Source organism: Streptomyces sp. NPDC107454, from assembly GCF_055582885.1.
In genome coordinates this window covers 90,368-114,774 of record NZ_JBVJPA010000018.1, presented here as the reverse complement: position 1 = coordinate 114,774, position 24,407 = coordinate 90,368, and the positions used below count along the sequence as shown (strand labels likewise).

Below are 24,407 nucleotides of genomic sequence, written 5' to 3'. Positions count from 1 at the left end.
AGCGTCCGGCCGGTTCTGGGTCGCGCTCACGCCTGCGGGACGGATCATCGACACCGATCTCATACCAGGGATCGCCGCGTTGCACACCGGGCAGCGGGGTGGCGAGGACCACGATGGTGATGCCGCGGGCCTCCTCGAGGAACCCGCCGGACCCACGCGTAGGACCGGCGAGCGTTCCTCGTCCCTTCCCATGATCGGCCTGGCCAACCCGACCACGGGGACAGCGCACGCCGACCATCGCGCCGACCACGCGAGACCGAAGAACACCTCTTGCTTCGCTATCGCGTGGGAGAAGGTGTCGGCGCAGGGCTACTCCTCGGTGCATCTGCGGATCGCCCGCCGCGCGGCGCACATACGCGAGGGCTGTCCGCTCAGTCTCTGTGCGGGCAACTTGGGGACCTGCATCCGACCCTGCCGCGCAACGGTGCGTACGACCGTTACAGCGCGTGCCACGCCTCGCGCACCGGCTGCTGAACCTGGCCTCCCTCGCCGACCGGCCGGGCCACGCGCTCCCGCGCCGTGCGCATCTCCCAGCGCGTCGGCGGTGCGCGGGACGGCAGTAGCGCGACGGCCGGCCACTGCCCGCGTACGCAATCGGGGCGCCACACCACTCGCAGGTACGTTCCATCAGCCGCTCGCGCACCGTGCTCGTCTCCTGCGCGGAGACGAGTCCGCCGTGCTCATCCGGCCGCCCGTCACGGCTACGCGCCCAGGGGCGGACTGGCCAGACCGGTGGCCGATGGCTTCGGCCGTGCGCGTCCATTTCCAGCGGTCAAGACCGTAAGCAGGCCAAAGAGCGAACCGGGCTTCGTGATCCTGACGCCCGGGCCAAGGGCGCGGCCTCCCGGGTGTCGGCCGGATTCGTCGCCCGACTGGCCTGGTACCCCGAGGTAGACACGTCTCCCCGGGGCACCAGAGCATCGGTGTGCTGGAACGTCAGCCGAAGTTGTACACGGTGACGGTCACTGACCCGCCTTCGGCGCTGATGGTGTATTCGCCGGGGCCCGTGTAGGGCACGCAGCCGTCGGCGAGGATGTCGTCGTCGTTGATGCCGGTGTCGTCCTCGCCCACGAAGGCGCACACCTCGGTGACGGGATGCGGGACGAACCGGTGTTCGGCACCGCCGAACAGCGGATAGCGGGGCAGGGTGGGGGTGTTGATGTCCCGGTCCGGGTGTTCCCACAAGGCGGTCTGCTGGCCCCACGGGGCCCTCACCACGACTTCACCGTAGGGCTCGGGCAGGTCGTTGTCGTCGCTCTCCCGGGGGTTGGAGAACACGATCGAGTACGTGATGGGCCCACCGGGCACCTGAGCCTGTGCCGCGCCGACGCTCACCCCGCCGACCAACACCAGGACTGTTGAGGCAAGGACCGCCAGCCGGCCCGCAGACTTGGGACGCATCCCAAACTTCCTTCCACTCAAAGTAGTCGAGCGACTACAGAAAGTAGGCTATGGGGTTGCGGAAGCGCCTGATCCGCTCCCCTGGCTAAACCCCCCGCAGGGATGGGGCCGAAGCCAACGCGGTCAGTGTGCGGGCGCACGCGCGGCTGATCCCTGCCAAGAGTGCTCCTCTGCGCGTCGGTCAAGGCTCCCCGGTCGCCCACCTCGGAGACATACCGGCTTCGTGAGGCCTTCCTGACACCCGGCATTGAACCGGGCCGCCCAGCCCAGCAGACAGCCGAACGACAACTGCCCGCCGAAACAGGACTGTCACACCTCACGCCAGGAAACGTCACCGGCCGTCGGCAGGTCACGACGTGGAGAACGCGTGCGGCCCCGGCCGGCGAGAGCGCCGGGCGGGGCCGCAGACGAAGAGTGTGGTCGTGAAGGGCGGTCGCCTACGCGGCGAAGGGCTCTGCAGGGCTTCGGCCGAACGATCGTCCCCGCAGGCAATAGGTGAGGCCCGGGGACACTGTCAGTCCCCCACCGCAGGAGAGCGAAGGGGCCGTCGGCGTGACCGCGTCAGCTCGGGATCGCTCTGCTCGGGAGCCTCCAAGAGTCCACCGAGGTCAACTCGTTCGACGGGCAGAAGCCGTGGGGACTCCTCCGCGGACGGTGTGCTGCTGCTGGCGGTCGGGCCCGTGCCGAGGCGGCGTCGCGTGGTACTCATGACGAGAGTCTGACCCATACCCGAAGGCCCCCGGAAAGGCAGCCCGCATTGCCCATGCCCATGCCGATGCCCAGGGCGGGGATCAGGCTCCGGTACGACACGGCAAGCACGGCGCTGATCGGCATGCACCGCGAGATGGCCCACTCCTGACAGACGAGCCACAACCGACGCTGCGTCTCTGCTCCCGCTCCCTGCACGGGACTCCGGCCTGAGCGGGGACGTGTCACATTCCGGAGGGCCGTGTCGTCGTACTGCTGAGACGAACATCGTGCACCGAGTTCAAGGCGATGCGGAGGAAATCGATGAGTGACTTTCAGGCCATCGCGGATCGCGTCGAGATCGAGGCGCTGCGCGGTGAGTTCACCGACGCCGTGATGATGCGCGACTACGACCGCATCGCTTTGCTGTTCACACCGGACGGCGTATGGCGTATGCCCAACATCCCCGTTGAACTCGAAGGGCAGGAGCCGATCCGCGCCTGGGGCAGGCGGGTGCCGGATGTCGTGGACTTTCTTGTGCAGAATACGCACCCGGGCGTGATCCAGCTTGACGGCGACACCGCGTCGGGCCGCGCGTATATGTCAGAGGTCGGGCGTGGCCGCGACGGTCGCGGAGGGCTGAACTACGCCATCTACCATGACCGTTACCAGCGCACCGGCGACGGGTGGAAGTTCGCCGAGCGCGTCTACGAGGTCCGATACGAAGACGCCTCACCGCTGGCCGGCTCACCGCCCCGCCCGGGTGAGGATGCGTGACCAGCCCTGCCGCTTGGCCTGGTCGGCGGCTCCGTCACTTCGAGCCGTAGTACAGCTGGAGGAAGTCTTCCATCGCCGCGTTGACGCCGTCGCGGTCACCGGTGGCGAGCAGGTCGAGCAGCAGACCGCGGACGGTGGCGAGTCCCAGCCTGGCGCGGTTCCTGGCCGCGGCGGGGTCCGCACCTGCGGCGACCTCGGCGGCCACGAGTGGCTCCAGCCAGTCGCTCACGAGCCCTTCGAGGAGCGGGGCAGCCTCGGGGCGGCCCCGCAGCGCGTGCCCGTAGATTTCGAAGAAGAGCCGCTCCTGACCGGCCAGTCGAGGGTCCGTCAGCTGCTGCCAGAGGAGCCGTGCAGCATCGGCGGGTGACAGACCGGGTTCCAGGCGGAGCCGGGACAGCAGATCGCGTTGGCGCTGCTCCGAGGTCCGGACGATCTCGACGATCAGGTGTTCCTTGGAGCCGAAATAGTGGATCAGCATGCGGTGGCTGACGCCGATCGCGGCGCCCAGGCCGCGCAGGCTCAGGTCCGCGATGCCGTGCGCCGCGACATGATCGACGGCCGCGTTCACCAACTGAGTGCGTCGGTTCCCGTCCGTGCCGGGCGCTGCCTCGCCCTCAGGATGCGGGCCGTGCGTATTCACCACGTCACGAGTGTACCAATTGGTACATGCCCTGTGTACCGTGTGGTACATGAAGTCTGTCACCGTGTCGATCGACGTACCGCAGACGCCCGAGCAGGTCTACGACTTCCTCGATGTCATGGCTCACCACGAGCGATTCACCAACCACTACCTGACCGGATGGCGCTACAGCGGCCCCGGCCAGGGCATCGGGTCGTGCGCCACGGTCACCGCCGCGCTGGGCGGCATGAAGACCGACGTCACCATCGAGGTCGTCGAGGCCGACCCGCCGCGCCGCATCGTCGAACGAAACGTCAGCGCGGCCGGCCGACGCCTGGCCCAGGGCACCTACACCATCGAACCGCTGCGGACCGGCGGGAGTCACGTGACGTTCACGTACGGCTGGTCGCGCGTCCCGCTCGCCGACCGTCTGCTGGCGCCCGCCGTCCGGGCCACGATACGACGCGCCAACCACACGGTCATGCAGCGCCTGGCCACCGAGTTGGCTCGCCACATGTCCGCTGCCGGATCCTGACGTCGATTCATGGCGGTTCTTCCGCGCGACGCAGGACCCGGGGCCTCTTGGTGGACCGACGACGGCGGGCCGTGAGTTCTGAACCCTCGCCGAATTCAGTGAGTTGTATGTGAACGTCCACGGACCCGGGATCAACGTCGAACCCGCGCTTCCTCAGCATTGACGAGTTCAGCGAGATCTACCTCGTAAAGACGTAGGTAGCCAGTTTCGGCCATATGTCGGAGGCCATGGCGAACCTGATCCTCGGAGTCATGCCTTCAGGGACACTACAAAACAGGGCGCGGCTCACACTTCGCGACTGTCCGACGGCGGTTTGCCGCGACCGGATTGTTGGTTAAGGTGATAAATAGAGACTGATCCTGATGCCCTTGGGCAGGGTGATGGCCAGGCCGGCGAGTTCGGCGCTGCACGGGCTTACGGCTCCCGCGGAGTCGTAGGGGCCAGGAGCGGGTGTCCGCGGGGCAGTTGTGATCGGAGGAGCGTGGGTCGGACTCGACGGGGGCTCGCTTTGGATCGCCCGGCCGGAACGGAAGTGGAAGTCGGCCCAGCCCAGTTCGTGCTTGACGGGTTGGGAACCTTGCTCGGTCCAGCGGCGCAGCCCGTGCAGACTGACGATTCCAACCATGTCGGCGGGTGGCGGCCGGCAGTTCTTGCCGGGGCCGACCACCGCCGCGTCGGGGGTTGCGGCGCGGTCGAGTTCGGCGATGACGCGCGGGCTTTCGCTGGGGTCGTAGAAGCAGTCAGTGACCAACGCCCGAAACGCGATGCCCTTGGCGTGGGCCCGGGCGGTGGTGGCCGCGACGATGCCGTTTCCGATCTGCCCGCGGAAGCCGAGGACTTGACGGCACACATAGGCCGTGGCGTACCCGGACTTACGGTCGCCGGAGTCGTCCGGAAACAACGCCCCACCGTCGTGGGCCGCGGCCGGTGTCCTGTTGCGGTCCCGCGGCGCCGGCCGGGCGACGACGTAATCCCGCCACGCCCGACGCTGCGGACGGTGGACAAGAAGGTCACCACCGCAGGTCGACCGGACGCGGTGGGCGTGTGACCGGCCGGCCGGCGCCCGCGGTGCTGCCCCCATCGCTGCGCGTGTGGCTCGGGCTGATTGCGGCCCTCGCCGCGCTGGTGGTCGTCGCGCTCGGGGTCCTGTATGCCGGCCACAGCGATCCCGGCAGCGTGGACGTGTGGATCCAGACGGCGGTGGACGGTGTGCGGTCGCCGTGGCGGCAAGTCGCTCTGGCCTTGGACTTCTTGGGCGAGCCCGCCGGATCGGCGACGCTGGTCGTGGCCACCGTGACGGGCTGCCTGCTGCTTCGGCGTCCTCGCGCAGCGGTGCTCGTGGTTGCCGGCGTCGGCATCACCGTGGGGACGGCGACGCTGCTCAAGCACCTGGTGGGACGTACCATCCACGGCGACGAGAACCTGTCCTACCCGAGCGGGCACACCGCCTTCTTCACCGCGCTCGCCCTCGTGGCTGCGCTCCTCGCGACCGGCCGGCTCGGCCTCGGCAGGACGGCCGGCACCTCACTCGTGCTCGCCTCGGCGCTGGTCGCCGGCACCGCCATGGGCTGGGCCCAGGTCGCCCTGGGCGCGCACTACCCGACCGACGTCCTCGGCGGCTGGTGCACCGCGCTGGTGGTGATACCGGCGACCGCGTGGCTGGTCGACCGGACGGCTGACCGGCTGGACGATCGGACGACCGACCGGCTGGGCAACCGCACGGCCGACGCCGGTCCGCGGGTGCGTCGCTGACGCGAGGTCACATCACGTCACGTGTCGTCACGTCACGCCAAGCGGCGGAATACGGGCTTCACCGGCCGCCCGGCCAGCCAGGGGGTGGGGTCAGCGGCATCCAGCGCCTTCCGGTACACCGCACACGCCTGGGCCACCACGTCGACGGTGCGGTCGATGTCGGCGTCGTCGAGCGCGCTGCTCACCACGAACGACGGGGCCAGCACTCCGCCCGCGAGGAGCCGGCGCAGGAACAGGGTGCGGTACTCCTGCGACGGCTGCCCGTTCTCGTCGAGGGTGGCGAAGACCAGATTGCTGGCCCGGCCCCGGACGACGATGTGGTCGCCGACGCCCATGCCGGTCGCGGCCTCGCGGACACCGGCGGCCAACCGTTCGCCGAGGGCGTGCAGCCGCGCGGTGACGCCCTCTTCGACATAGGTGGTCTGCACGGCCATCGCGGCGGCCAGGGAGTGTGTTTCCGCACCGTGCGTGGTGGACAGCAGGAACACCCGGTCGCCGGAGTGACGCAGACCGCCCAGCTCCATCAGATCGCGGCGCCCGGCCAGCGCGGAGACGGCGAATCCGTTGCCCAGCGCCTTGCCGAACGTGGAGAGGTCGGGGACGACGCCGTACAGGCCCTGGGCACCCGCCTCGGACCAGCGGAAGCCGGTGATCATCTCATCGAAGATCAGAACGCAGCCGTGCCGGTCGGCGAGTGCGCGCAGACCGGCGAGGTACCCGGGCGGCGGCTCGGTGTGGGTGGCGGGTTCGAGGATCAGGCAGGCGACCTCGTCCTGGTACCGGGTGAGCAGCTCCTCCGTGGCGGCCAGGTCTCCGTAAGGGAACGCCACGGTGAGCTCGTTGGTCTCCGCCGGAATGCCGGCCGACATCGGCGTGGTGCCGATGAACCAGTCGTCGACCGAGAAGAACGGATGGTCGCCGCAGAGGGCCACCCGCGGGCGCCCGGTGACGGCGCGGGCGAGGCGCACCGCGGCGGTGGTGGCGTCGGACCCGTTCTTCGCGAACTTCACCATCTCGGCCGTCGGCACCGTGGCCAGAAAGCGTTCCGCCGCCTCGACCTCCACGATGGACGGCCGGACGAAGTTGCTGCCGCGGTCGAGTTCCCGCCGGGCCGCCTCGACCACGCGCGGGTGGGCGTGGCCGAGGCTGACCGACCGCAGGCCGGAGCCGTACTCGATGTAGCGGTTGCCGTCGACGTCCCACACGTGGGCACCGCTGCCGTGGCTGATGACCGGGGCCAGGTTCTCGGGGTACTGGTCGTCGCCCTTGGCGTAGGTGTGCGCGCCCCCGGGGATCATGGCGTGCAGCCGCTCGTTGGCTGTCCGCGACAGGGGCAGGTGGAGCTCTTCGGTGTCCACGAGGACCTCAACTTTCTCTGTGCTTCAGGACCTCGGCGAGACTCGGCGCCTCACGGTCCCGTCGGGACATCAGTGCGACCGGCAGCGGCCAGGGAATGGCCAGCTCCGGGTCGTCGAAGGCGATGGTCACGTCCTCGGCCGGATCATGCGGGCGGTCGATGCGGTACGAGGTGTCGGCGGTGTCGGTCAGTGCCTGAAAACCGTGCGCGCATCCCGCGGGAATGTAAAGAGTTGGTTGTGTTTCTCCTGAAAGTTCAAAGGAGGCCCAGTTGCGGAAGGTGGGAGAATCCGGCCGCAGGTCCACGACGACGTCGAAGATCCTCCCGTACGAGCACCGCACCAGCTTGGCCTCGCCGGCGCCGGAGCGCAGGTGCAGGCCGCGCAGTACGCCCCGGACCGAACGGGAGACGCTGTCCTGGACGAAGGCGTGCGGGTCCAGGCCCACCGAGCGGACCACGTCGGCGTCGAAGGTGCGGCAGAAGAAGCCGCGTTCGTCGGCGTACGGCGTCGGCTCGAACAGGAACGCGCCGGCGATCTCCGGGACTTCGGTCGCTTTCATGGAGACTCCTGCCGAGGACGGGCGTGGGCGTGGGTGTAGTCGGCCGCCGGGAACAGAGCCGCGGTCAGGGCGGAGAACTGGTGGTCGAGTTGCCGGGCCGCGTCCAGGTTCCGCTCGGCGAGGGTCTCCCGCAGCTCGGCCGATCCCTTCTCCAGCGCCCGGAACTGCTCCAGCAGCCGGTCGGCGTCGACCTCGCGGGCCGGGTGGCAGTACGCGCCAAGGCCCATCCGGGCCATGAGGGCGTCGCTCTTCGCCGCGTAGCTGAGGGCGAGCACCGGAGTTCCGGTCTTCAGCGCGCAGATCAGGTTGTGGTAGCGGACCGCCACCACGGTGTCGGCGGCCGCCATCTCCGTCATCAGGTCGGCCAGCGAGGCCGGCTCGGCGGCAGTGACCAGCGGTGAGTCCACCGCGTCGAGGATCGCGGCGACCACCGAGGCGTCGCACTGGTCGCCGGTGAGCAGCCGGACCGGCCTGCCCTCCTCGACCAGCACGCGGACGAACCGGATCGTCCCGTCGAGGTAGCGCCGGTAGATCTCGTCGGCCCGGGCGCGGTCGTCGTTGCCGCCGTGGAAGTCCATGACGCCGAGGCAGACCGGGCCGGGCGAGTCCGGGGGTGCGCCCGCCGGCGGTGTGGGCAGGGAGAAGGCGAGGTCCGGGTAGACCTCGTCGCCCGCGGTGTTCACGCCCATCGCCCGCATCGCGTCACGGGACTGGGCGTCCCGGTAGGACCGGTACGCGGCCAGCCGCGCCGACCAACGCACCAGGGCCCGGGTGGGCCGGTTGCCGATCTCGGCGGCGCCGACACTGACCAGCGCGACCCGGGTGCCCAGCAGCCGGCCGCTCGCGCAGAGCAGGAACAGCGAGTACGGGAAGCCCCAGGGCCGCAGCGGCAGGGTGGCCTCCAGGACGCCCATGCCCGGCACGATCACCACGTCGTGCCGGCGCACCCAGGCGGCGGTGCGGAAGACGTCGACGAGTTTGCCCAGACCCTTCGCCACGATCGCGCCCGCGCGCGACGCCGTCCGGTACTCGCCTCGGTACCAGTGCAGCCGCGTCGCGGGAATCCCGAACCGGGTCGTCACGGCCTCGGGCCCGCCGCACAGCGCGTCCACCACCGCCTCCGGGTGCTCGGCGCTGAGGTATCCGAGGACGGCCTGGAGCGATCCGTCGTTGCCGAGGTTGCCGGAGCCGAGCAGGCCGAACACCCCGACGCGCACCGGGGTTTGATCCGCTGACGTCATCCCCGCCTCCCCTCACGGCCGGCGACGAGGGCGTCGACGGAGACCGTGAGCAGGGCCGGGTCGACCGGAGCGCGGTCCTCGACCCGCTCGCCGGCGCCCGGCCGGACCCGGCTGGTCATCCATGACACCAGGTGGCGGTAGCACTCCCGCCGGTCGGCCGGGGACAGGGGCGCCCGCCGGATCGCCGAGGCGAAGCCCCAGACGTACTCGGCGAGCAGCCGGGGCGTCGGGTGCAGCGGGCCTGCCCGGCGCGGGTCCAGGTTGACGCACCGGGAGCGCTTGGACGGGTTCGCCCGCTCGGCGCGGGTGGGGTGGTCGCGGCGGAAGTACAGCAGCTCCGGCACCTGGTGGAAGGGCCCGTGCAGGGTGATCTCGGCGACGAATGTGCGGTCGGCGTGGTGGTAGCTGTCCATCGGCTTCACCCGGCGCAGCATGTCGGCACGCATCACCCCGTAGAAGTCGTCGCCGCCCGGCTCGAACAGCAGGCTGCGGAAGCGCTCCGGTGCGTCCGGAGAGTCGGTGGCGAGCGTGTACTCGTAGGGGACCGTCACCTGGCCGTCGCCGTCGATGACCGCCTGGCCGGTGTGCGCGAGGATCACCTCCGGCCGCTCGTCCAGCGCCTCCACGCAGCGCCGGAGCAGGTCGCGGCCGTACAGGTCGTCGTGCGAGGCCCACTTGAACAACTCGCCGCGGGACTCGGCGAACACCCGGTTGTGATTCGGCGTGGCACCGATGTTCCGGGGCAGCCGGAGGTACCGGATGCGTGAGTCCTGAGCGGCGTACTTGCGGCAGATGTCCTCGGTCCCGTCGGTCGAGGCGTTGTCGGAGACGACCAGTTCGAAGTGCTCGTAGGTCTGGCCGAGCAGGGCGTCGAACGACTCGGCCAGGTACTCCTCGCCGTTGTACACGGGCAGGCCGATGCTCAGCCTGGGTCGGTCGGTCATGCGGTCCTCACTTCGGGAATGGGATTGCGGTGGTGCTCGCGCAGGGCGGACCGCAGTTGCAGCCACCACACGGCCGAGCCGCTGAGGGTCGCGGCGGCGACGCCCCAGGCCGAGCCGGCCGTGCCACCGACGGCCGCGCCGCCGAGCCCGCCGCCGACGTAGCAGGCGGAGGCGAACAGCTGGCAGCGAAGGCTGCGCCGGGCGGCGCCGAGCGCGCGCAGCCCGGCCGCCGCGCCGGTGCCGAGGCCCGCTCCCGCGACACTGAGGGTGATCTGCACGATGAGGTGCGAGGAGGAGTGCCAGACGTCGCCGAGCGCCAGGTCGCCGAGCCGGTCCGGCATCAGCAGCAGCGCCGAGCCCCAGAGCAGCGCGCCGACGGCCTGTCCCCCGCCCAGGAGGAGGCAGAACCGGCCCAGTTGATGCGGGGCCCGCCGCAGCACCCGTGCCGCCTCCGGGACGGTGACCAGCGAAAGCCCCATCAGCACGGCGAGGAAAGGGCCCATCAGGAGCTCGGCGCCCCGCACCGCGCCCACCGCGCCGACCCCGACGATCACACCGAGCCCGTATGCCCGCACCTGGCTGGCGCCGCTGAGGCTGACGTTCTCGACCAGGTACCGGTAGCCGAGATCGCGCTGTTCGCGCAGCCACCCGCGTGCCTCCGTCATCCGGGGCCGGATGCCGGACTGGAGGTAGCCGTAGCCTGCGGCCACCGTGGCGGACGCGCCCCAGGCGAGCACGAAGGCGGCCACGCTGTCCACACGGGCCGCCACCACCATGGCCGGGACGAGCGCGATGCCCCACACCACGTCGTTGACGAACGCCTTCCGCCCGGCGCCGGCGGCGAAGAACGAGAACCGCCAGGCGTCCTGGAGCAGCAGCCCCGGCAGCATGACACCGAGGGCGGCGAAGGCGGGCCCCACCCGGCCGCCGAGGCCGAGCCCGGCCATCAGACACACCACGCCGAGGGCTGAGCCGACGCTGAGGGCGGTACCCGTCGACCGGGCCACCGCTCCGCGCCAGGACGCGTCCGGCACGCCGCTGAAGCGCACCACGAGCGGATCGGTGGCAAGGCCGCGGGAGACGTTGAGCACCACGCCGTAGGTCACCCAGGCCAGGCTGAACACGCCGAACGCGGTGACCCCCAGCGAGCGGGCCACGTAGATGCCCACCGCGAAGTTGCTGATGCTGGAGGCCGCCTGGTCGGCCAGTCCCCAGGACAGCCGGCCGACGAGGGCCCGCCTGGCGGACACGGCCGGTGCCGTCGTCGTCTTCTCCCCCTCGGTGGTCATCCGCGTCATTCCTTGATCAGCCCGGCGCCGAGCAGAGCGCCGGCCGCGTCGGCGACGGTGCCGAACGGCAGTCCGGACCGCTCGGCGACATCCAGCAGACTGTGCTCGCCGTCGGAGAGGCTGAGCACCCAGAGCATGGCCAGCTGGGCCTGCTTGGTGTCGCTGCGGCCGCCGAGCGCGTCGTACAGCCCACGCCGGCCCAGCTGCGGTTCGCCGTAGGGACTGAGATTGACGAACCGCCGGTTGCGGTCGAGGACGGCGAACGCCTCGCGGCAGACGGCGAGCGTGTCCGCCATCGCCTCCGGGGAGACGAAGGCCGGGTTGTCCGCCGAGGTGTGGTACTCGGGGTAGCCGGCGTACGGGGTCCGGCTGAGCGAGCCCACGCCGAGATCGAACCCGGGCGAGCAGTACTGCCGCTCGTCGTAGCCGTACGGCGTGAACTCGTTGACGTGGTGCGGGCGTTCGGAGGCGGCCAGCACGTGCCGCATCACCCGGTCGATCTCCGCGTCGCCGCGCCTGCTCTGCTTGTACGTCAGTTGACCCGAGTCTCCGGCGCAGGCCAGTACCAGCCCGTGCTTGACCCGTTCGATCCGCTCCGCGTTGCGGGCCAGCCAGGTGATCGCCCCGATGGTGCCGGGCGCGTAGATGAACCGGTAGGTGTAGTACGGCGTTTCCTGTGCCAGCGCGCGGGCCAGGAATGTGGCCACCGCGATGCCTGCCAGGTTGTCGTTGGCCAACGAGGGATGGCAGACGTGGCAGGAGACGATCACCTCGTCGGTGACCTGCCCGGGGACCACGTGCTCGGCGTAGGTGAGGTGGCCGTCGGCGAGTGTGGAGTCGATGCGCACCTCGTACTCGCCGTCGGGCAGCGCGTCCAAGGTCTCCTGGGCCAGGCAGAACCCCCATTCCGGCTTGTAGTAACTGGTGCGGTACGGAACCCAGTTCGGGTGGTCCGGCAGGGTGTGCAGGTGGTCACGCAGCTCGGTCAGCGCCACGGTCTTCGATACCGGCACGCTGTAGCCGAGCACGTGCAGGCTGGACGCGGCGAAGTCGACGACCCGGTTGCCCGCTAGGTCGGCGATGTACGCGTCCCGGATGTTCCACTCCTGCGGCACCGTCCAGTCGAGCACCTGCGTCCCGGTCGGCACCTCGTGCACCTGCAGCGGGACGTACTCGCCGACGATTTCCAGGGTGGCGCGCACACCGTCGCCCGTGATGCTCCGGCAGAGCGGGTACAGCCGCTCCACCAGCGCGTGCATCTCTTCGCCGGTCGAGGTCATCGGCGCCGCCGCAGGGTGTCGTCGACGGCGCCGGCGTCGGACGCCGCGCGCAGCACGGCAAGACGGGTGAAGCGTCGCTCGAAGTCCTCCCTGGTCAGGCCGAACTTCTGGTAGGCGTCGGCGAGTTCGAGAGCGCCCTGCTTCACCGTCCACTCGCAGTCGAAGCCGGGGAGCGCGGCGCGGAACCGGGAGAAGTCCACCCGGTACGACCGTGGATCGGCACCGGTCTCCCCGGTGATCACCACCTTCGAGCCGGACACCGCCTCGGCGACCTGCTCGGCGATCTCGGCGACCGTGACGTTGTTGACCTCGTTGCCGATGTTGAACGCCCGGTCGTGCACCGCTTCGCGCGGCGCGGTCAGCGCGGCCGTGAAGGCCCGTGCGATGTCGGCGGCGTGCACGAGCGGGCGCCACGGGGTGCCGTCGGACATCACCAGTACTTCGCCGGACAGGAGCGCGTGGCCCACCAGGTTGTTCAGCACGATGTCGGCGCGCAGCCGGGGCGAGAAGCCGAAGGCGGTGGCGTTGCGCATGTACACCGGGCTGAAGTCGGCGTCGGCGAGCGCGTGCAGGTCGTCCTCCACCCGCACCTTGGACTCCGCGTACGGCGTCACCGGGCGCAGCGGGGCGTCCTCGCTCACCAGGTCGTCCCCGCCGGCGGCGCCGTAGACCGAGCAGGTGGACGCGTACAGGAAGCGCCGCACTCCGGCGTCGCGGGCCAGCCGGGCCAGTCGTACGGAGGCGTGGTGGTTGATGTCGTAGGTGAGTTCCGGTGCCAGGGATCCCAGCGGGTCGTTGGACAGGGCGGCCAGGTGGATCACGGCGTCCACCCCGGCCACGTGGTCGGCCGTGACGTCGCGCAGGTCCACCCGGGGGCCTTGCGGGTCCACGGGCGGCGGGCCAAGGACGCAGTCCGCGAACAGGCCGGCGTCAAGGCCGACGACCTCGTGTCCGGCGGCCGCGAGGACCGGAGCCATCACGGTGCCCAGGTAGCCCTGGTGTCCGGTCAGCAGTACGCGCAAGGTTCATTCCCCCAGATTGAGCGTGAGTTTGGTGACGGCGAACGCCTCGGCGTATTGCGCGTGGCATTCGATGCCGCGGATCCGGGCCAGGCCGAGGAAGGCCTCCCGGTCGTACCAGGGCCGGTGCCGCTGCGAGGGATAGTGCTCCTGCAGCAGCCGCACCTTCTGTTCGGCGATCTCCGGTGACAGCGGCTGGTACGCCGCCGGACGGCCGAGGTCGCCGTCCCACTTGACGATCTCGTAGCCGAGCACGAGGTGGTCGCGGAACGCGGTGGTCATCAGCTTCGCCAGGCCTCGGTGGTCCTGGTGAGCGTCATCGGTACGCGGCGCGAGCACCAGATCCGGCTCGGTCTGCCCGCGCAGCTCCTCGACCGCGGCTTTGGCCTCTTCCCAGTGCGCGGGCATCCGGCCGTCCGGCAACTTGAGCACGGTCAGCCGCAGTTCGGCGCCGGGGCAGAAGGCCGCGAGCGCGGCCCGCTCCTCCTGCTCCCGCTCGCTGCCGCCGCCGGAGAGCACCAGCGCGTCGATACGGATACCGGGCCGCGCGAGGCACATCGCCAGCAGTGTGGCGCCGGCTCCGATGGCGATGTCGTCGCAGTGCGCTCCGACCGCGACGATCCGGTCCAGGCGCCCGGCCCCGAGCCGGATCACGCCCTCACTCCGGCGCCGTTCATGCTGCCGGTCGCGCTCGCCCCCGCGCCGTCCCGTTCCCACACGGCCCACGGACGGTCGCCCCGGGCGTACGCGTCGTCGAGCGCGGCCCGCTCCTTCACCGTGTCGGTCGGCTTCCAGAAGCCACGGTGCTGGTGCGCCACCAGCCGACCGCGCTTGGCCAGTTGGGCACATCCGTCGGCGACCAGGTCCCCGTTCTCCGGTATGTGGTCGAAGACCTCCTGGCGGAGCACGAAGTAGCCGCCGTTCTCCCACAGCGGCATGTCGCTCACCGCGGTGATGCCCCCCACCAGGCCGTCCTCGCCCAGGTCCACGCAGTGGAACGACGACTGCGGCGGCACCACCATCATCGACGCACCGGCGTCGCGCCGGGCGAACCGGTCGATCATCTCCGGCAGCGGGGCGTCGGTGAGCACGTCGGCGTAGTTGGCGAGGAACATCTCGTCGCCGTCCAGGTGGTGCCGCACCCGGCGCAGCCGCTCCCCGATCGGCGACTCGATGCCGGTCTGCGCGAACGTGATCGTCCAGTCGGCTATGTCGGTGGACAGCAGCTCGGTCCGCCCGCCGCGCAGCACGAAGTCGTTGGACGTCGTCTCCTCGTAGTTGAGGAAGAAGTCCTTGATGTGGTGCGCCCCGTACCCGAGGCACAGGATGAACTCCGTGTGCCCGAAGTGCGCGTAGTAGCGCATGACATGCCAGATCAGCGGTCGCGGGCCGACCATCGCCATCGGCTTGGGCACGTCGTCGGCGGCGCCGCTGCGCATCCGCATCCCGTAACCGCCGCAGAACAGGACGACCTTCATGACTTGACCTCGACAATGCTCAGTTCCGGAATGGGAAAGACCAGCCGGCCGCCCCAGTCGTGGATGAAGGACAGTTGCTCGACCAGCTCGTCCCGCAGGTTCCACGGGAGGACGAGCACGTAGTCGGGTCGGTCGGTGCTGATCTGCTCGGGCGGCAGGATCGGGATGCGGGTGCCCGGGGTGTACCTGCCATGCTTGTAGGGGTTGCGGTCGACCGTGTACGGGAGCAGGTCGGGCCGGATGCCACAGTGGTTGAGCAGGGTGTTGCCCTTGCCCGGGGCGCCGTAGCCGACGACCGTCTCGCCGCGCTCGGCCGCCTCGATGAGGAACTTCAGGAGGTCCCGGCGCACCTTGGCCACCCGGGCGGAGAACTCGGTGTACCCGGACAGCTCCTGCAGTCCGGCGGCCTTCTCCCGGGCCAGCACGTCGGCAACCCGCCGACTCGGCTCGCCCGCCACGTCGGTCGGCCGGGCCCACAGCCGGATGGAGCCGCCGTGCGTGGGAAGCAACTCGACGTCCACGAGCGTGAGTCCACCGCTCGCAAGCGCCCGGATCGCGGAGGCGACCGTGTAGTACTGGAAGTGCTCGTGGTAGATCGTGTCGTACTGGTTCTCCTCGATCAGGGTCAGCAGATGCTGCACCTCGATGGAGACCCAGCCGTCGTCGGCGACCAGGGCGCGCAGGCCCTCGGTGAACCCGACCACGTCGGGGATGTGCGCGTACACGTTGTTGGCCACGACCAGGTCCGCCGGGCCGTGCTCGGCGCGGACGGCCGAGCCGGTGTCCGAAGACAGGAACTCCGTGAGCGTGGGAACGCCCGCGTCCCGCGCCGCGGCGCCTACGTTCACCGACGGCTCGATGCCGAGGCAGCGGATCCCCCGGTCCACCACGTGTCTCAGCAGGTACCCGTCGTTGCTCGCGACCTCGACCACGAAGGCGTCGGGGCCGAGACCCACTCGCTGTACGGCGTCGGCGACGAACGTGCGCGCGTGCTCCACCCAGGAGGTCGAGAAGGAGGAGAAGTAGGCGTACTCGCTGAACGTCTCCTCCGGCGTGATCAGCGGAGGGATCTGCGCGAGCCAGCAGTCGGTGCAGACCCGCAGGTGCAGCGGGTACGCAGGCTCCGGTTGGTCCAGTTGGTCCGCGGCGAGAAAGCTCTCACATGGCGGGGTCGCCCCCAGATCGACGACGCTCGCCAGCGTCGCCGAGCCGCAGAGTCGGCATCGTGTCATCTACTGCCCCCATCCCTGCCCGCGCGGGTGTCCCCACCGCGGGCCAGTGCTGACCGACCCGCGATCGCGGTGCGGTACCCCTCCACCAGGCGCTCAAGGCCGACGGCCGGGCTGAACCCCTGCTCGTAACGGCGCCGGGCCGCCTGGCCCATCTCCCGGTTGCGTGCGGTCTCGACCGTGATCCGGCGCATGCAGGACGCGAGCGAGGCGACCTCGCCCGGCTGGTGCAGCAGCCCGGTCACCCCGTCCTCGACGAGTTCGACGAAGGCGCCGTGACCGGCGGCGACGGTCGGGACCCCCGCCGCCATCGCCTCCACGACCACCAGGCCGAACGCCTCCAGCCACGTCGAGGGAGCCACCACGGCGACCGACCGCGCGACGGCCTCCTGGCACTGGGCCGTGTCGTACAGGCCGACATACCGCACGTCGTCCCGGCCCGCCGCCCAGGCCTTCACCTCTCGCTCCAGCGGCCCCGTGCCGGCGACCACGAGCGGCACGCCCACTCCGCCGCCCGCGGCGATCTCGTCCCACGCGGCCATGAGCAGGCGCACGCCCTTGGCCTCCGCGAGTCGGCCGAGATAGAGCAGATGCTCGCCGTCGCCCTCTCGGCGGGCGCCCGGTTCGGGCACGAAGTTGTGCTTCACCGCCAGTCGCCCGGCCGGCATGCCGGCCCCCACCAGGACGTCGCGCTGCGCCGCGGAGATGCAGAAGAACCGCTCCACGCCGGACCACCACCGCCGCCGGTTGACCGACAGGCTGATCGCGAGCGGCACCGTCGCAAGGCGGGAATTCCGGTAGCAGCCGTGCCGGACGGCGGGCAGCGGCGCCGTCCCGACGCACTCGGTGCACGGCCGGCCGTCCCGTTGCAGCGTGCCGGGCGGGCAGACCTGGGTGTAGTTGTGCAGCGTGGCGACGGCGGGCACGCCGGCGTCGGTGCAGGCGGCAAGGACCGCGGGCGACAGGAGCGGGAAGACGTTGTGGACGTGGACCACGTCAGGGCGCTCGGCGCGCAGCCGGGCGGCGAGTTCCGCGCGGACCGCCGGGTTCCACGGCACAAGGAGCGGCACCGCGACCTTGCCCGGCAGGGCCCGGGCGGCGATGGTGTCGCTGCGCCGCTCGAACACCTCGACCCGGTGGCCGGCCGCGCGCAGCAGCTCCACCTCCTGGTCGACGACCTTGTTCTCCCCGCTCGGCTGCGCCGACGCGTAGCGGTTGTGCACTACGAGGACGTGCATGCTCAGGTCATCTCCGATCTCCGGGCCCATCGCGGGATGTGCCGTCGAGGGGCTGCGGGCGTCGGCAGGGGTGTGGCCGTGGCAGGTGCCGCCAGGAGTGAGGCGGCCACGGCCAGATGCAGCAGATACGGCGAGGCGTCGCCAAGGCCGGCCTCGGTGTACGAAGCGATCGCGCAGTAGCTGATCAGGAAGATCGCGCAGGCTCTCTCCAGCGACGGTGGCCGCAGCAAGGCGACGCCGCCGAGGACGATGATGATCGCCGCGACGATGGCGGCGCCGGTCAGCCCCTGCTCCTGGTAGACGGCCAGCCAGCTGTTGTCGATCGGCAGACCGCCGAACGACTTGTCGCCCAGGCCCATGCCGAACAGTTGCTCCGAAGTCGTCCGGGGCGCTGCCAGCAGGGCATCCCAGACCTTGGCCCGACCGGTGAGGTTGGAGAAGTTCTCCTGGCTCTGCCCGCGCAGGAACCACGCCTGCAGCGCGGAGCTGAAGCCCACCGCGGCCACCGTGGCGCTCAGCACCGTCCAGGTGAAGAACCGGCGGGCGGCCGCGCTGGTCAGGAGGAGCGAGCCGATCGCCAACGCCAGCCCGATGAACAGACCGAGCGTCGCCGTCCGGGTATGGGTCAGCGCGAGCAGGACGAGTGACGGCACGATGATGACCGCCGCGCTGGCCCTGTCGGTCCGGCGCCCCAGTAGGAGCAACACGGTGAGCCCGATGATCACCGCGGCGTACTGTCCGATCTGCGGTGGGGTGAGGGGCCACAACGCGCCGACAAGGCGTCCGCCGTAGAGGTCGGGCAGGGCCGCGCCCGGTGAGATGACCAGGCCGGCGGCCACCGACCCGAGCACCGCGAAGTACATCCGGATGTGGTGCCGGACGAACGTCAGGCCACCGTCCCACCAGCGGCTGAGCAGCCACAGCGTGCCGATGAAGAGAGCCAGCCGGGCGCAGCGGAACAGCGCGCCGAACCCGGACTCCAGGTTCGCGCTGGAGATCAGGCTCGGCACAAGCAGCAGGGTGAGCAGGAACACGAAGGCGCTGGCTCGGATGCGTAGCCGGAGATTGACCGCGAGCGCCAGCGCGAACGCGGCGACCAGCGCGCCCATGGTGGCCATCTGGATGAGGGAGCGCGGCAGCGGGATGATGGTCTTCGCCCCGGCGGAACCGAGGGTGTTGAGGACCAGCAACCCCCAGACGATTCCGACGATCTTCGGTGTGACGGCAGGACGCGGTGCGGCGCCGGGCAGCGCGCCCGCCGTGTCCGGTCCGTCCGGCAGCCCACCGCGCCGCGGTCCCCCGCCCATCTCAACCACCGGCCCGTTGGTCGAGGGTGCTGCCCGCGTCCTGCTGGTACGGCGCGCCCTGCCACTGCCCGAAGTCGAGCACCCGGCTCTGGTCCGCGGCGACGAATTTCCATGGCCCGAGGTAGACGTTGTCGTGCCAGCGATTGCGCTGCTTGGTGGTGATCGCCTCAGCCACCTGCTCGCCCTTGTACGGCGACCAGTCCGGATAGGTGCCGTAGTTGGCCAGCATCGCCATTCGGTCGCACTTCACCGTGCACCCGACGACGGACGTGTCCAGCACGAAGCGGTTGTTGTGGATGTCCACGCGCTGGGTCTTCCACCGGCAGTCGGAGTAGAGCGGTGCGGTGACGATCGCCGGCTTCGCGCAGCGGTGAACGTCCTTCACCAGCAAGGTGCAGTCACCGGACGAGGTGTTGGCCGGGCTGTTGCAGAACCGGTCGGCGTTCTCCCACAGGGTGATCCCGGACCAGTTGTTCTCCAGCACGTTCCGGTAGATCTCGATCTTGTTGGTGCGGGCCCGGATCCGGGGTTCGCCGCCGGACTCGGACAGGTAGATGGTCGCGTACGGGAAGCTGTCGCCGCGGTCGGCTTCCCTGCGGCCCTCGACCCAGTTGTTCCGCCGGATCGTGTTGTTCCGGATGACCGCGTTGTAGCTGGTCTCGTAGATCAGCGCGGCACCGTCATTGGCTTCGAGCACGTTGTTCTCGATGCGGAAATCGTTGTTGTTGGTGTCCGCCCACAACCCGGTTCCGCGGTTGTCGTGCACCCAGTTGCCGCGCACGTCGGCGCCGTTGACGGCCCAGAACTTGATGCCTCCGGTGCAGCCGCAGCCCTGCCGCCGCCGCTCCCAGTCGCCGGTGTTGTTGCCCACGATCTCGTTGCCCTCGACCACCAGGCCGCTGATACGGCCGGTGGCCTTGTATGCGTTCATTCCGTACTGGCCGTTCTCGCGCAGGCAGTTGGCGCGGACCTGCTGGCGGGCACCGGCCATCAGCCCGGCGCCGGAGTTGTACTGGATCGTCGCGTGCTCGATCACCCACCCGTCGGCCGAGTCATGGTTGACCACGCCCTCGTCCGGCGGCGCCACGAAGCGCTGCACGGTCAGGTAGCGGATGGTGACGTTGCGGGCGGTACCGCCGAACGCGTACTGGTTCTTCTTCCGGCCGTCGAGCACCGCGCCCGGCGCACCGAGGTAGCGGTCCCCCTCCTTGGGGATGACCTGGGCGTAGCGGTCCGGGTCGAGCCTGTGCTTGCCCGGTCGAAGCCAGAACGTGGTGTTCGGAGGGCTGCTCTTGGTCTTCGACGCCAGGTCACCGACCACCGCGGGGTCGACGGTCACCGCGCCCGCCGGTGCCTTCGCCGGCCCGGCCGCGGGCTTGGCGCACACCCGGGCCACGGGCGTGGACGGCGCAGCGGTCGGCATTGCCCGGGCGCCGGGCGTGTTCGTCCGGGCGCCCGACGTACTGTCACAGCCGGTCGCCGCCAGCAGGGCCAGCGCCAGCGGTGCCGCCGCCAACGCCCAGTGCCGCCCCTTGTTCCCCACACGCCCCCCTAGTCGCGGAACCTGATTACGGTGGTGACCCCCTCCACGCCGTCGGCGACACCGGTGCCGACGAGCGTGGTGGTGGGTTCCTTGCGCCCGAAGCCGGCGGAGTACCAGCCCAGCGGCGGGTCGGTCTCGCCGCGATGCGCCCGCCAGCTCAGCTGCCCGGGCAGGTCGAGCACCGCGGAGCGGTCCTCGCCGTCCCGGGTCCAGGTGAGCACTGCCCGGTTGCCCGCCAGGTCCGCGGCGATCGTCGGCCCGAGGTGGAACGCCAGGTGCACGGCCCGGCTCGGGCCGCGTACCTCGTCGACCACCCTCAGCTCCTGGCTCGCGGCGGTCAGCTCCACCCGGCGGCGGTGCACGGAGCGCTGGTAGCCGTCGTGCTCGGCACACCAACGGGCCACACCCTCGTCGGATGTCTCGGCGGCCAGGACGCGGGTGCGGGCATGCCGGGTCCACAGGAACGGGCCGCCGGAGACGGACTGGTCACTGCCATCGAGTTGCAGGGTGTTGTGGCCGAGGGTCGACCGGAAGTACTGCCGCCACTCGGGCTGCCCGTGGTAGCAGAACGTCCCCGGGTCGGCGAGCACCTCGACCCCGTCGTGCCGGACCTCCACGGACAGCGCGTCCGCATGGGCATGCGCGGCGATGGACAGGAAGCCGTGCGGACCACCGTCGCAGCGGCACCAGATCTCTCCCGGACCGCGCAGGATGGTCATGCCCGCGTCGGCGAAGTGAGCGGGCCGGCCGGCCGGGCGGGGCACGGCCGGTGCTGTTCCATGTGTCGCGTACGGCTGGATGAGCGCGGCGAGGAGCGGGGTGCGCACATCGGTGCCGGTCACCTCCGGCCACCAGTCGAGCCGGCCGAACACGGCGTCCCCGGTGGCCAGCAGCGAGGCCCAGCGGTCGGTACCCGCGCCGTCCACGATCAGACCGTGCCCGTCGTCCGCGTCCCCCTGGCGCGGCGGCCTCAGCCGGCTGTCCACGATGGCCGCCAGCGCGTCGCTCATCCGCAGCAGCACCAGCCGGATCGACGCGGGGACCGGCACGCCGGCGACATCCGCCTCGGCCACCGCGGCCAGGCCTAGCTCCAGCACGAGTCCGTGATATTCGGTGGCCAGCTCGCGGTTGAGGCCGGAGTCGAAGGTGTTGCTGCGCAGCTGCCGCTCCAGCGACCGCAGCGCGCCGGCTCGCCAGCGCGCCGAGGAGGGGAACCACCCGAACGCGCAGGCTCCGGCCAACTGCCCGGCTGCCTCGGCGATGACGTGGTTGTTCGCCGAAGACCCCCGGCTGGGGAAGGCGGCCAGCCAGCGCTGGTGGTGCCAGATCTGGTTCAGCGCCACCGGGTTGCCCTCGAAAAGGCCGGCCGCGCCCGGCCAGCCGTCGAGCAGCCGGCGGATCCAGACCCAGGACAGCAGCCGGATGCCCAGCTCGATGCCGCTGATCCAGTGCACGCCGCGCAGCGGTGGGTTGGCCGCCCACCACGACCGCAGGTGCTCGGCCACGCGCTCGGCGTACCGCTCGTTCCCGGTGATCGCGTAGGCGGCGGCGAGCACGGTGAGGTACTGATGCCGGGACAGCTCCCAGATCTGCTTGATGTCCCCGACCGCGTCCTCGTTCCGGTACGGAACGTCGAAGGCGTAACCCCACGGAGCCCGGCGCCCGGTCTTCGGGTCGCACCACCAGTCCGGGTCGACCAGGTCGTCGCGGACCACCCCGAAATACTCGACGTGCCCGTACATCAGCCGGTCCGCCTCGGAGATGAGACGTTTCGCGGCGTCCGGAGGTATTGCGGCGATCGTTCCGGCGGGCAGGACCGCGGTGAACCGGGCGCCGGTCACTCTCGGGCAGTCCGGCCGTGCCGAGCGCCATCGCCGCCTGCGCACCGCGTCACCCACCCGGCCGCCGACCTCCCGCGGTCCCATCCGGGACAGCCGCCGCAGGTACCAGCCCGCACTCATGGTCATCGGGCTCTTCCCAACGTCACCGGCGCGCCGCCCACCAGGCCGGCCTGCACGGCGAGGGTGGCCGACGTGGTGGCGACCAGCGACTCCAGCGGCACCGGCATCGGCCCGCCGGTCCGCACGGCCTTGATGAACGCGGCCAGCTCGGCGGACTGGCCCTTGTCCCGGGCCTTGGGCAGCCGCGAACTGACCCACCGCTTGCGGTCGTACACCGAGGCACGGACGAAGTCGTCGAGCCGCAGCACCTTGCCGTCCGCGACAAGGTCCAGCGTCTCCTTGGGGAAGCCGGCCGCGCCGGTGGTGACGTAGCTGATGGTGGCGGTGGACCCGTCCGGGTAGCGCAGCACGACCTGCAGGTCCTCGTTGCCGGACGTGGCGACCGCGTACACCGAGACCGGGTCGGCCTCGAGCAGCCAGCTCGCCGTGTCGATGAAGTGTCCGCCCTCGCCGGCGAACCGCGAGCCCTCGCTGCCCTGTTGGAGGTACCAGCTGCCGTGCTGCAGCCGGCCCGCGTTGACCAGGTAGCGGAGACTCGCCGGACCGGTCCGGGCGCCGAACCGCTGTCTGGCCTCCTTCAGCAGGGGCGCGAACCGGCGGTTGAAGCCCACCTGCAGCCGGTCGTTGCCGGACTCCTCCACCGCCGCGAGCACGCCGGCCAGCTCGTCCTCGGTGAGCGCCAACGGCTTCTCCACGAACACCGTCTTGCCGGCCAGCAGGGCTCTGCGGGTCAGTTCGGCGTGCGAGCTGTGCCGGGTGACGACGAACACCGCGTCGATGGACTTGTCGCCGAGCACGGCGTCGAGATCGGTGGTCGCCTCGGCGAAGCCGAACTTCCGCTGCGCGTTGGCCGCGGACAGCGCCGTCGTGGTGACGACGGTCGACAGCGTGACGCCGTCGCGCTGTGCCAGGTGCGGCAGCAGCATCGACGTCGCGTAGTTTCCCGCGCCGACGAACGCAAGGCGCACCTGCGACTTGGCGGACCGGGCCGGGGTGGTCGCTCCGCCGCTGCGTCGCACCGCGGGCACTGCCACCGCCGGGGCCTCCGCTTCCCCCTTGTGTTCGGGGTACCGGAACAGCACGGCCACGGCCTTGAGGTCGCCGTCCTTCAGGCGCTGGTACGTCTCGACGGCGTCATCGAAGTCGGCGATGTGGGAGATCAGGGGCTCCACGTCGACGCTGCCGCGGGCGAGGAGATCGAGGAAGCAGGCCAGGTTGCGGCGCTCGGTCCAGCGCACGTAGCCGATCGGGTAGTCGCGCCCCTCGAGCTCGTACTCCGGGTCGTAGCGCCCGGGGCCGTAACTGCGCGAGAACCGGACGTCGAGCTCCTTCTCGTAGTACGCGTTCCACGGCAGGTCCAGGCGGCACTTGCCGATGTCGACGACCCGGCCGCGGTCCCGGCACAACCGGGCGGCCAGCTCGACGGGCTGGTTGCTGCCGCCGCCGGCGGCCAGGTACACCTGGTCCACGCCGTGACCGTCGGTGAGTTCGGCGACGGCGGCTTCCACGGCCGCGGACGCGGGATCGCCGCAGGCCGCCGCGCCAAGCCTTTCGGCGAGCTCGCAGCGCACCGGATCGGGGTCGACCCCGACGACGCGGACCCCCGAGGCGGCGAGGAGCTGCACCACCAGCTGCCCGATCAGACCGAGGCCGATGACCAGGGCCACTTCGCCGAGTTGTGGCTCGCCTCGGCGGACGCCCTGCATCGCGATCGACCCGACGGTGCCGAAGGCCGCGTGCCGCGGCGCGAGGCCGTCCGGCACCGGGGCGTAGAGGTTCTTCGGCACCCAGTTCAGCTCGGCGTGCAGCGCGTGCTCGTTGCCGGCGCAGGCCACGAGGTCGCCGACCTTCACATCGTCGATCCCGGGGCCGACCTGCTCGACGATCCCGCACAGCGAGTAGCCCAGCGGCGTGTAGGAGTCCAGCTTGCCCATCACCTTGCGGTAGGTCGCGGGCACCCCGTTGGTGGCGACGCTCTGCATGACCTTGGCCACCTGGTCCGGCCGGGAGCGGGCCTTGCCCAGCATCGACATGCCGGCCTCGGACACCTTCATGAGCTCGGTCCCGGTGGATATCAGCGAGTAGGCGGTGCGGACCAGCACACCGCCCGGCTTGCACCCCGGCACCGGCACGTCGAGCACCGCCAGCTCGCCGCTCTTGTAGTTCTGCACGACCTGTTTCACCCGAGCT

21 protein-coding genes are annotated in these 24,407 nt (G+C 70.7%); 3 read left to right on the top strand and 18 right to left on the bottom strand.

Translation table 11 applies throughout. The features are described 5' to 3' along the window. Nucleotides 1-936 precede the first annotated feature (936 nt). The gene (locus ACZ69M_RS39110; RefSeq protein ID WP_470057584.1) at nt 937-1,401 is read right to left on the bottom strand and encodes a hypothetical protein; all 465 of its coding nucleotides are present in this window, start codon (nt 1,399-1,401) and stop codon (nt 937-939) included. Between the two features lie 1,011 nt (nt 1,402-2,412). Here ACZ69M_RS39110 and ACZ69M_RS39105 point away from each other — a divergent pair. Then, nucleotides 2,413-2,865 (top strand): nuclear transport factor 2 family protein, encoded by a 453-nt coding sequence (locus ACZ69M_RS39105; protein WP_470057582.1) that lies wholly within the window; start codon nt 2,413-2,415, stop codon nt 2,863-2,865. Nucleotides 2,866-2,899: 34 nt separating this feature from the next. Here ACZ69M_RS39105 and ACZ69M_RS39100 read toward each other — a convergent pair whose 3' ends face one another. After that, the gene (locus tag ACZ69M_RS39100; protein WP_470057581.1) at nt 2,900-3,508 is read right to left on the bottom strand and encodes a TetR/AcrR family transcriptional regulator; all 609 of its coding nucleotides are present in this window, start codon (nt 3,506-3,508) and stop codon (nt 2,900-2,902) included. A 46-nt stretch (nt 3,509-3,554) separates the two neighbouring features. On the opposite strand from ACZ69M_RS39100, the gene ACZ69M_RS39095 reads away from it, so the two are divergent. Then, nucleotides 3,555-4,019 carry an SRPBCC family protein gene (locus ACZ69M_RS39095; RefSeq protein WP_470057579.1) on the top strand — a complete coding sequence of 155 codons (465 nt, stop codon included), beginning with the start codon at nt 3,555-3,557 and terminating at the stop codon, nt 4,017-4,019. Between the two features lie 334 nt (nt 4,020-4,353). Here the strand turns inward: ACZ69M_RS39095 and ACZ69M_RS39090 are convergent, their stop codons facing one another. Then, complete coding sequence (locus tag ACZ69M_RS39090; protein WP_470057578.1) at nt 4,354-4,920, bottom strand: hypothetical protein; 567 nt, start codon at nt 4,918-4,920, stop codon at nt 4,354-4,356. Between the two features lie 143 nt (nt 4,921-5,063). Here ACZ69M_RS39090 and ACZ69M_RS39085 point away from each other — a divergent pair, with 143 nt between their 5' ends. Further along, nucleotides 5,064-5,771, top strand: coding sequence for a phosphatase PAP2 family protein (locus ACZ69M_RS39085; RefSeq protein WP_470057576.1), 708 nt, complete (start codon nt 5,064-5,066; stop codon nt 5,769-5,771). Nucleotides 5,772-5,803: 32 nt separating this feature from the next. On the opposite strand, the gene ACZ69M_RS39080 is transcribed toward ACZ69M_RS39085, so the two are convergent. Genes ACZ69M_RS39080 through ACZ69M_RS39010 form a run of 15 tightly spaced genes read right to left on the bottom strand, consistent with a single transcriptional unit; the run spans nt 5,804 to nt 24,400 of the window. Further along, a complete protein-coding gene (locus tag ACZ69M_RS39080) occupies nt 5,804-7,129 on the bottom strand; it encodes a glutamate-1-semialdehyde 2,1-aminomutase (protein WP_470057575.1) in 1,326 nt (441 codons plus the stop codon). Nucleotides 7,130-7,136: 7 nt separating this feature from the next. Beyond that, entirely contained in the window at nt 7,137-7,688 is a 552-nt protein-coding gene (gene rfbC / locus ACZ69M_RS39075; protein WP_470057574.1) for a dTDP-4-dehydrorhamnose 3,5-epimerase, read from the bottom strand. Then, on the bottom strand, nt 7,685-8,929 hold the full coding sequence (locus tag ACZ69M_RS39070; RefSeq protein WP_470057572.1) for a polysaccharide pyruvyl transferase family protein: 1,245 nt from the start codon (nt 8,927-8,929) through the stop codon (nt 7,685-7,687). The genes rfbC and ACZ69M_RS39070 overlap by 4 nt, the downstream gene beginning before the upstream one ends. Then, nucleotides 8,926-9,873: a glycosyltransferase family 2 protein gene (locus tag ACZ69M_RS39065; protein ID WP_470057571.1), complete on the bottom strand. Its 948-nt coding sequence runs from the start codon at nt 9,871-9,873 to the stop codon at nt 8,926-8,928. Before ACZ69M_RS39065 ends, ACZ69M_RS39070 begins: the two co-directional genes overlap by 4 nt. After that, a complete protein-coding gene (locus ACZ69M_RS39060) occupies nt 9,870-11,171 on the bottom strand; it encodes a hypothetical protein (RefSeq protein ID WP_470057569.1) in 1,302 nt (433 codons plus the stop codon). Before ACZ69M_RS39060 ends, ACZ69M_RS39065 begins: the two co-directional genes overlap by 4 nt. Then, a complete protein-coding gene (locus ACZ69M_RS39055; protein ID WP_470057568.1) occupies nt 11,168-12,442 on the bottom strand; it encodes a DUF4910 domain-containing protein in 1,275 nt (424 codons plus the stop codon). The genes ACZ69M_RS39060 and ACZ69M_RS39055 overlap by 4 nt, the downstream gene beginning before the upstream one ends. Beyond that, nucleotides 12,439-13,464 carry an NAD-dependent epimerase/dehydratase family protein gene (locus tag ACZ69M_RS39050; protein ID WP_470057566.1) on the bottom strand — a complete coding sequence of 342 codons (1,026 nt, stop codon included), beginning with the start codon at nt 13,462-13,464 and terminating at the stop codon, nt 12,439-12,441. The genes ACZ69M_RS39055 and ACZ69M_RS39050 overlap by 4 nt, the downstream gene beginning before the upstream one ends. A gap of 3 nt (nt 13,465-13,467) precedes the next feature. Beyond that, nucleotides 13,468-14,115: a PIG-L deacetylase family protein gene (locus tag ACZ69M_RS39045; protein WP_470057564.1), complete on the bottom strand. Its 648-nt coding sequence runs from the start codon at nt 14,113-14,115 to the stop codon at nt 13,468-13,470. Then, nucleotides 14,112-14,939 carry a glycosyltransferase family protein gene (locus ACZ69M_RS39040; RefSeq protein ID WP_470057563.1) on the bottom strand — a complete coding sequence of 276 codons (828 nt, stop codon included), beginning with the start codon at nt 14,937-14,939 and terminating at the stop codon, nt 14,112-14,114. The genes ACZ69M_RS39045 and ACZ69M_RS39040 overlap by 4 nt, the downstream gene beginning before the upstream one ends. Continuing rightward, nucleotides 14,936-16,171: a methyltransferase domain-containing protein gene (locus tag ACZ69M_RS39035; protein ID WP_470057562.1), complete on the bottom strand. Its 1,236-nt coding sequence runs from the start codon at nt 16,169-16,171 to the stop codon at nt 14,936-14,938. The genes ACZ69M_RS39040 and ACZ69M_RS39035 overlap by 4 nt, the downstream gene beginning before the upstream one ends. Next, nucleotides 16,168-17,406, bottom strand: coding sequence for a glycosyltransferase (locus ACZ69M_RS39030; RefSeq protein WP_470057560.1), 1,239 nt, complete (start codon nt 17,404-17,406; stop codon nt 16,168-16,170). Before ACZ69M_RS39030 ends, ACZ69M_RS39035 begins: the two co-directional genes overlap by 4 nt. A gap of 2 nt (nt 17,407-17,408) precedes the next feature. Further along, a complete protein-coding gene (locus ACZ69M_RS39025) occupies nt 17,409-18,713 on the bottom strand; it encodes an O-antigen ligase domain-containing protein (RefSeq protein WP_470057711.1) in 1,305 nt (434 codons plus the stop codon). A gap of 1 nt (nt 18,714) precedes the next feature. After that, nucleotides 18,715-20,256 carry a right-handed parallel beta-helix repeat-containing protein gene (locus tag ACZ69M_RS39020; protein WP_470057558.1) on the bottom strand — a complete coding sequence of 514 codons (1,542 nt, stop codon included), beginning with the start codon at nt 20,254-20,256 and terminating at the stop codon, nt 18,715-18,717. Nucleotides 20,257-20,264: 8 nt separating this feature from the next. Continuing rightward, complete coding sequence (locus ACZ69M_RS39015; protein ID WP_470057557.1) at nt 20,265-22,223, bottom strand: heparinase II/III family protein; 1,959 nt, start codon at nt 22,221-22,223, stop codon at nt 20,265-20,267. Then, nucleotides 22,220-24,400, bottom strand: a complete 2,181-nt coding sequence (locus ACZ69M_RS39010) for a bi-domain-containing oxidoreductase (RefSeq protein WP_470057556.1) — start codon at nt 24,398-24,400, stop codon at nt 22,220-22,222. Before ACZ69M_RS39010 ends, ACZ69M_RS39015 begins: the two co-directional genes overlap by 4 nt. Between the last annotated feature and the right edge of the window lie 7 nt (nt 24,401-24,407).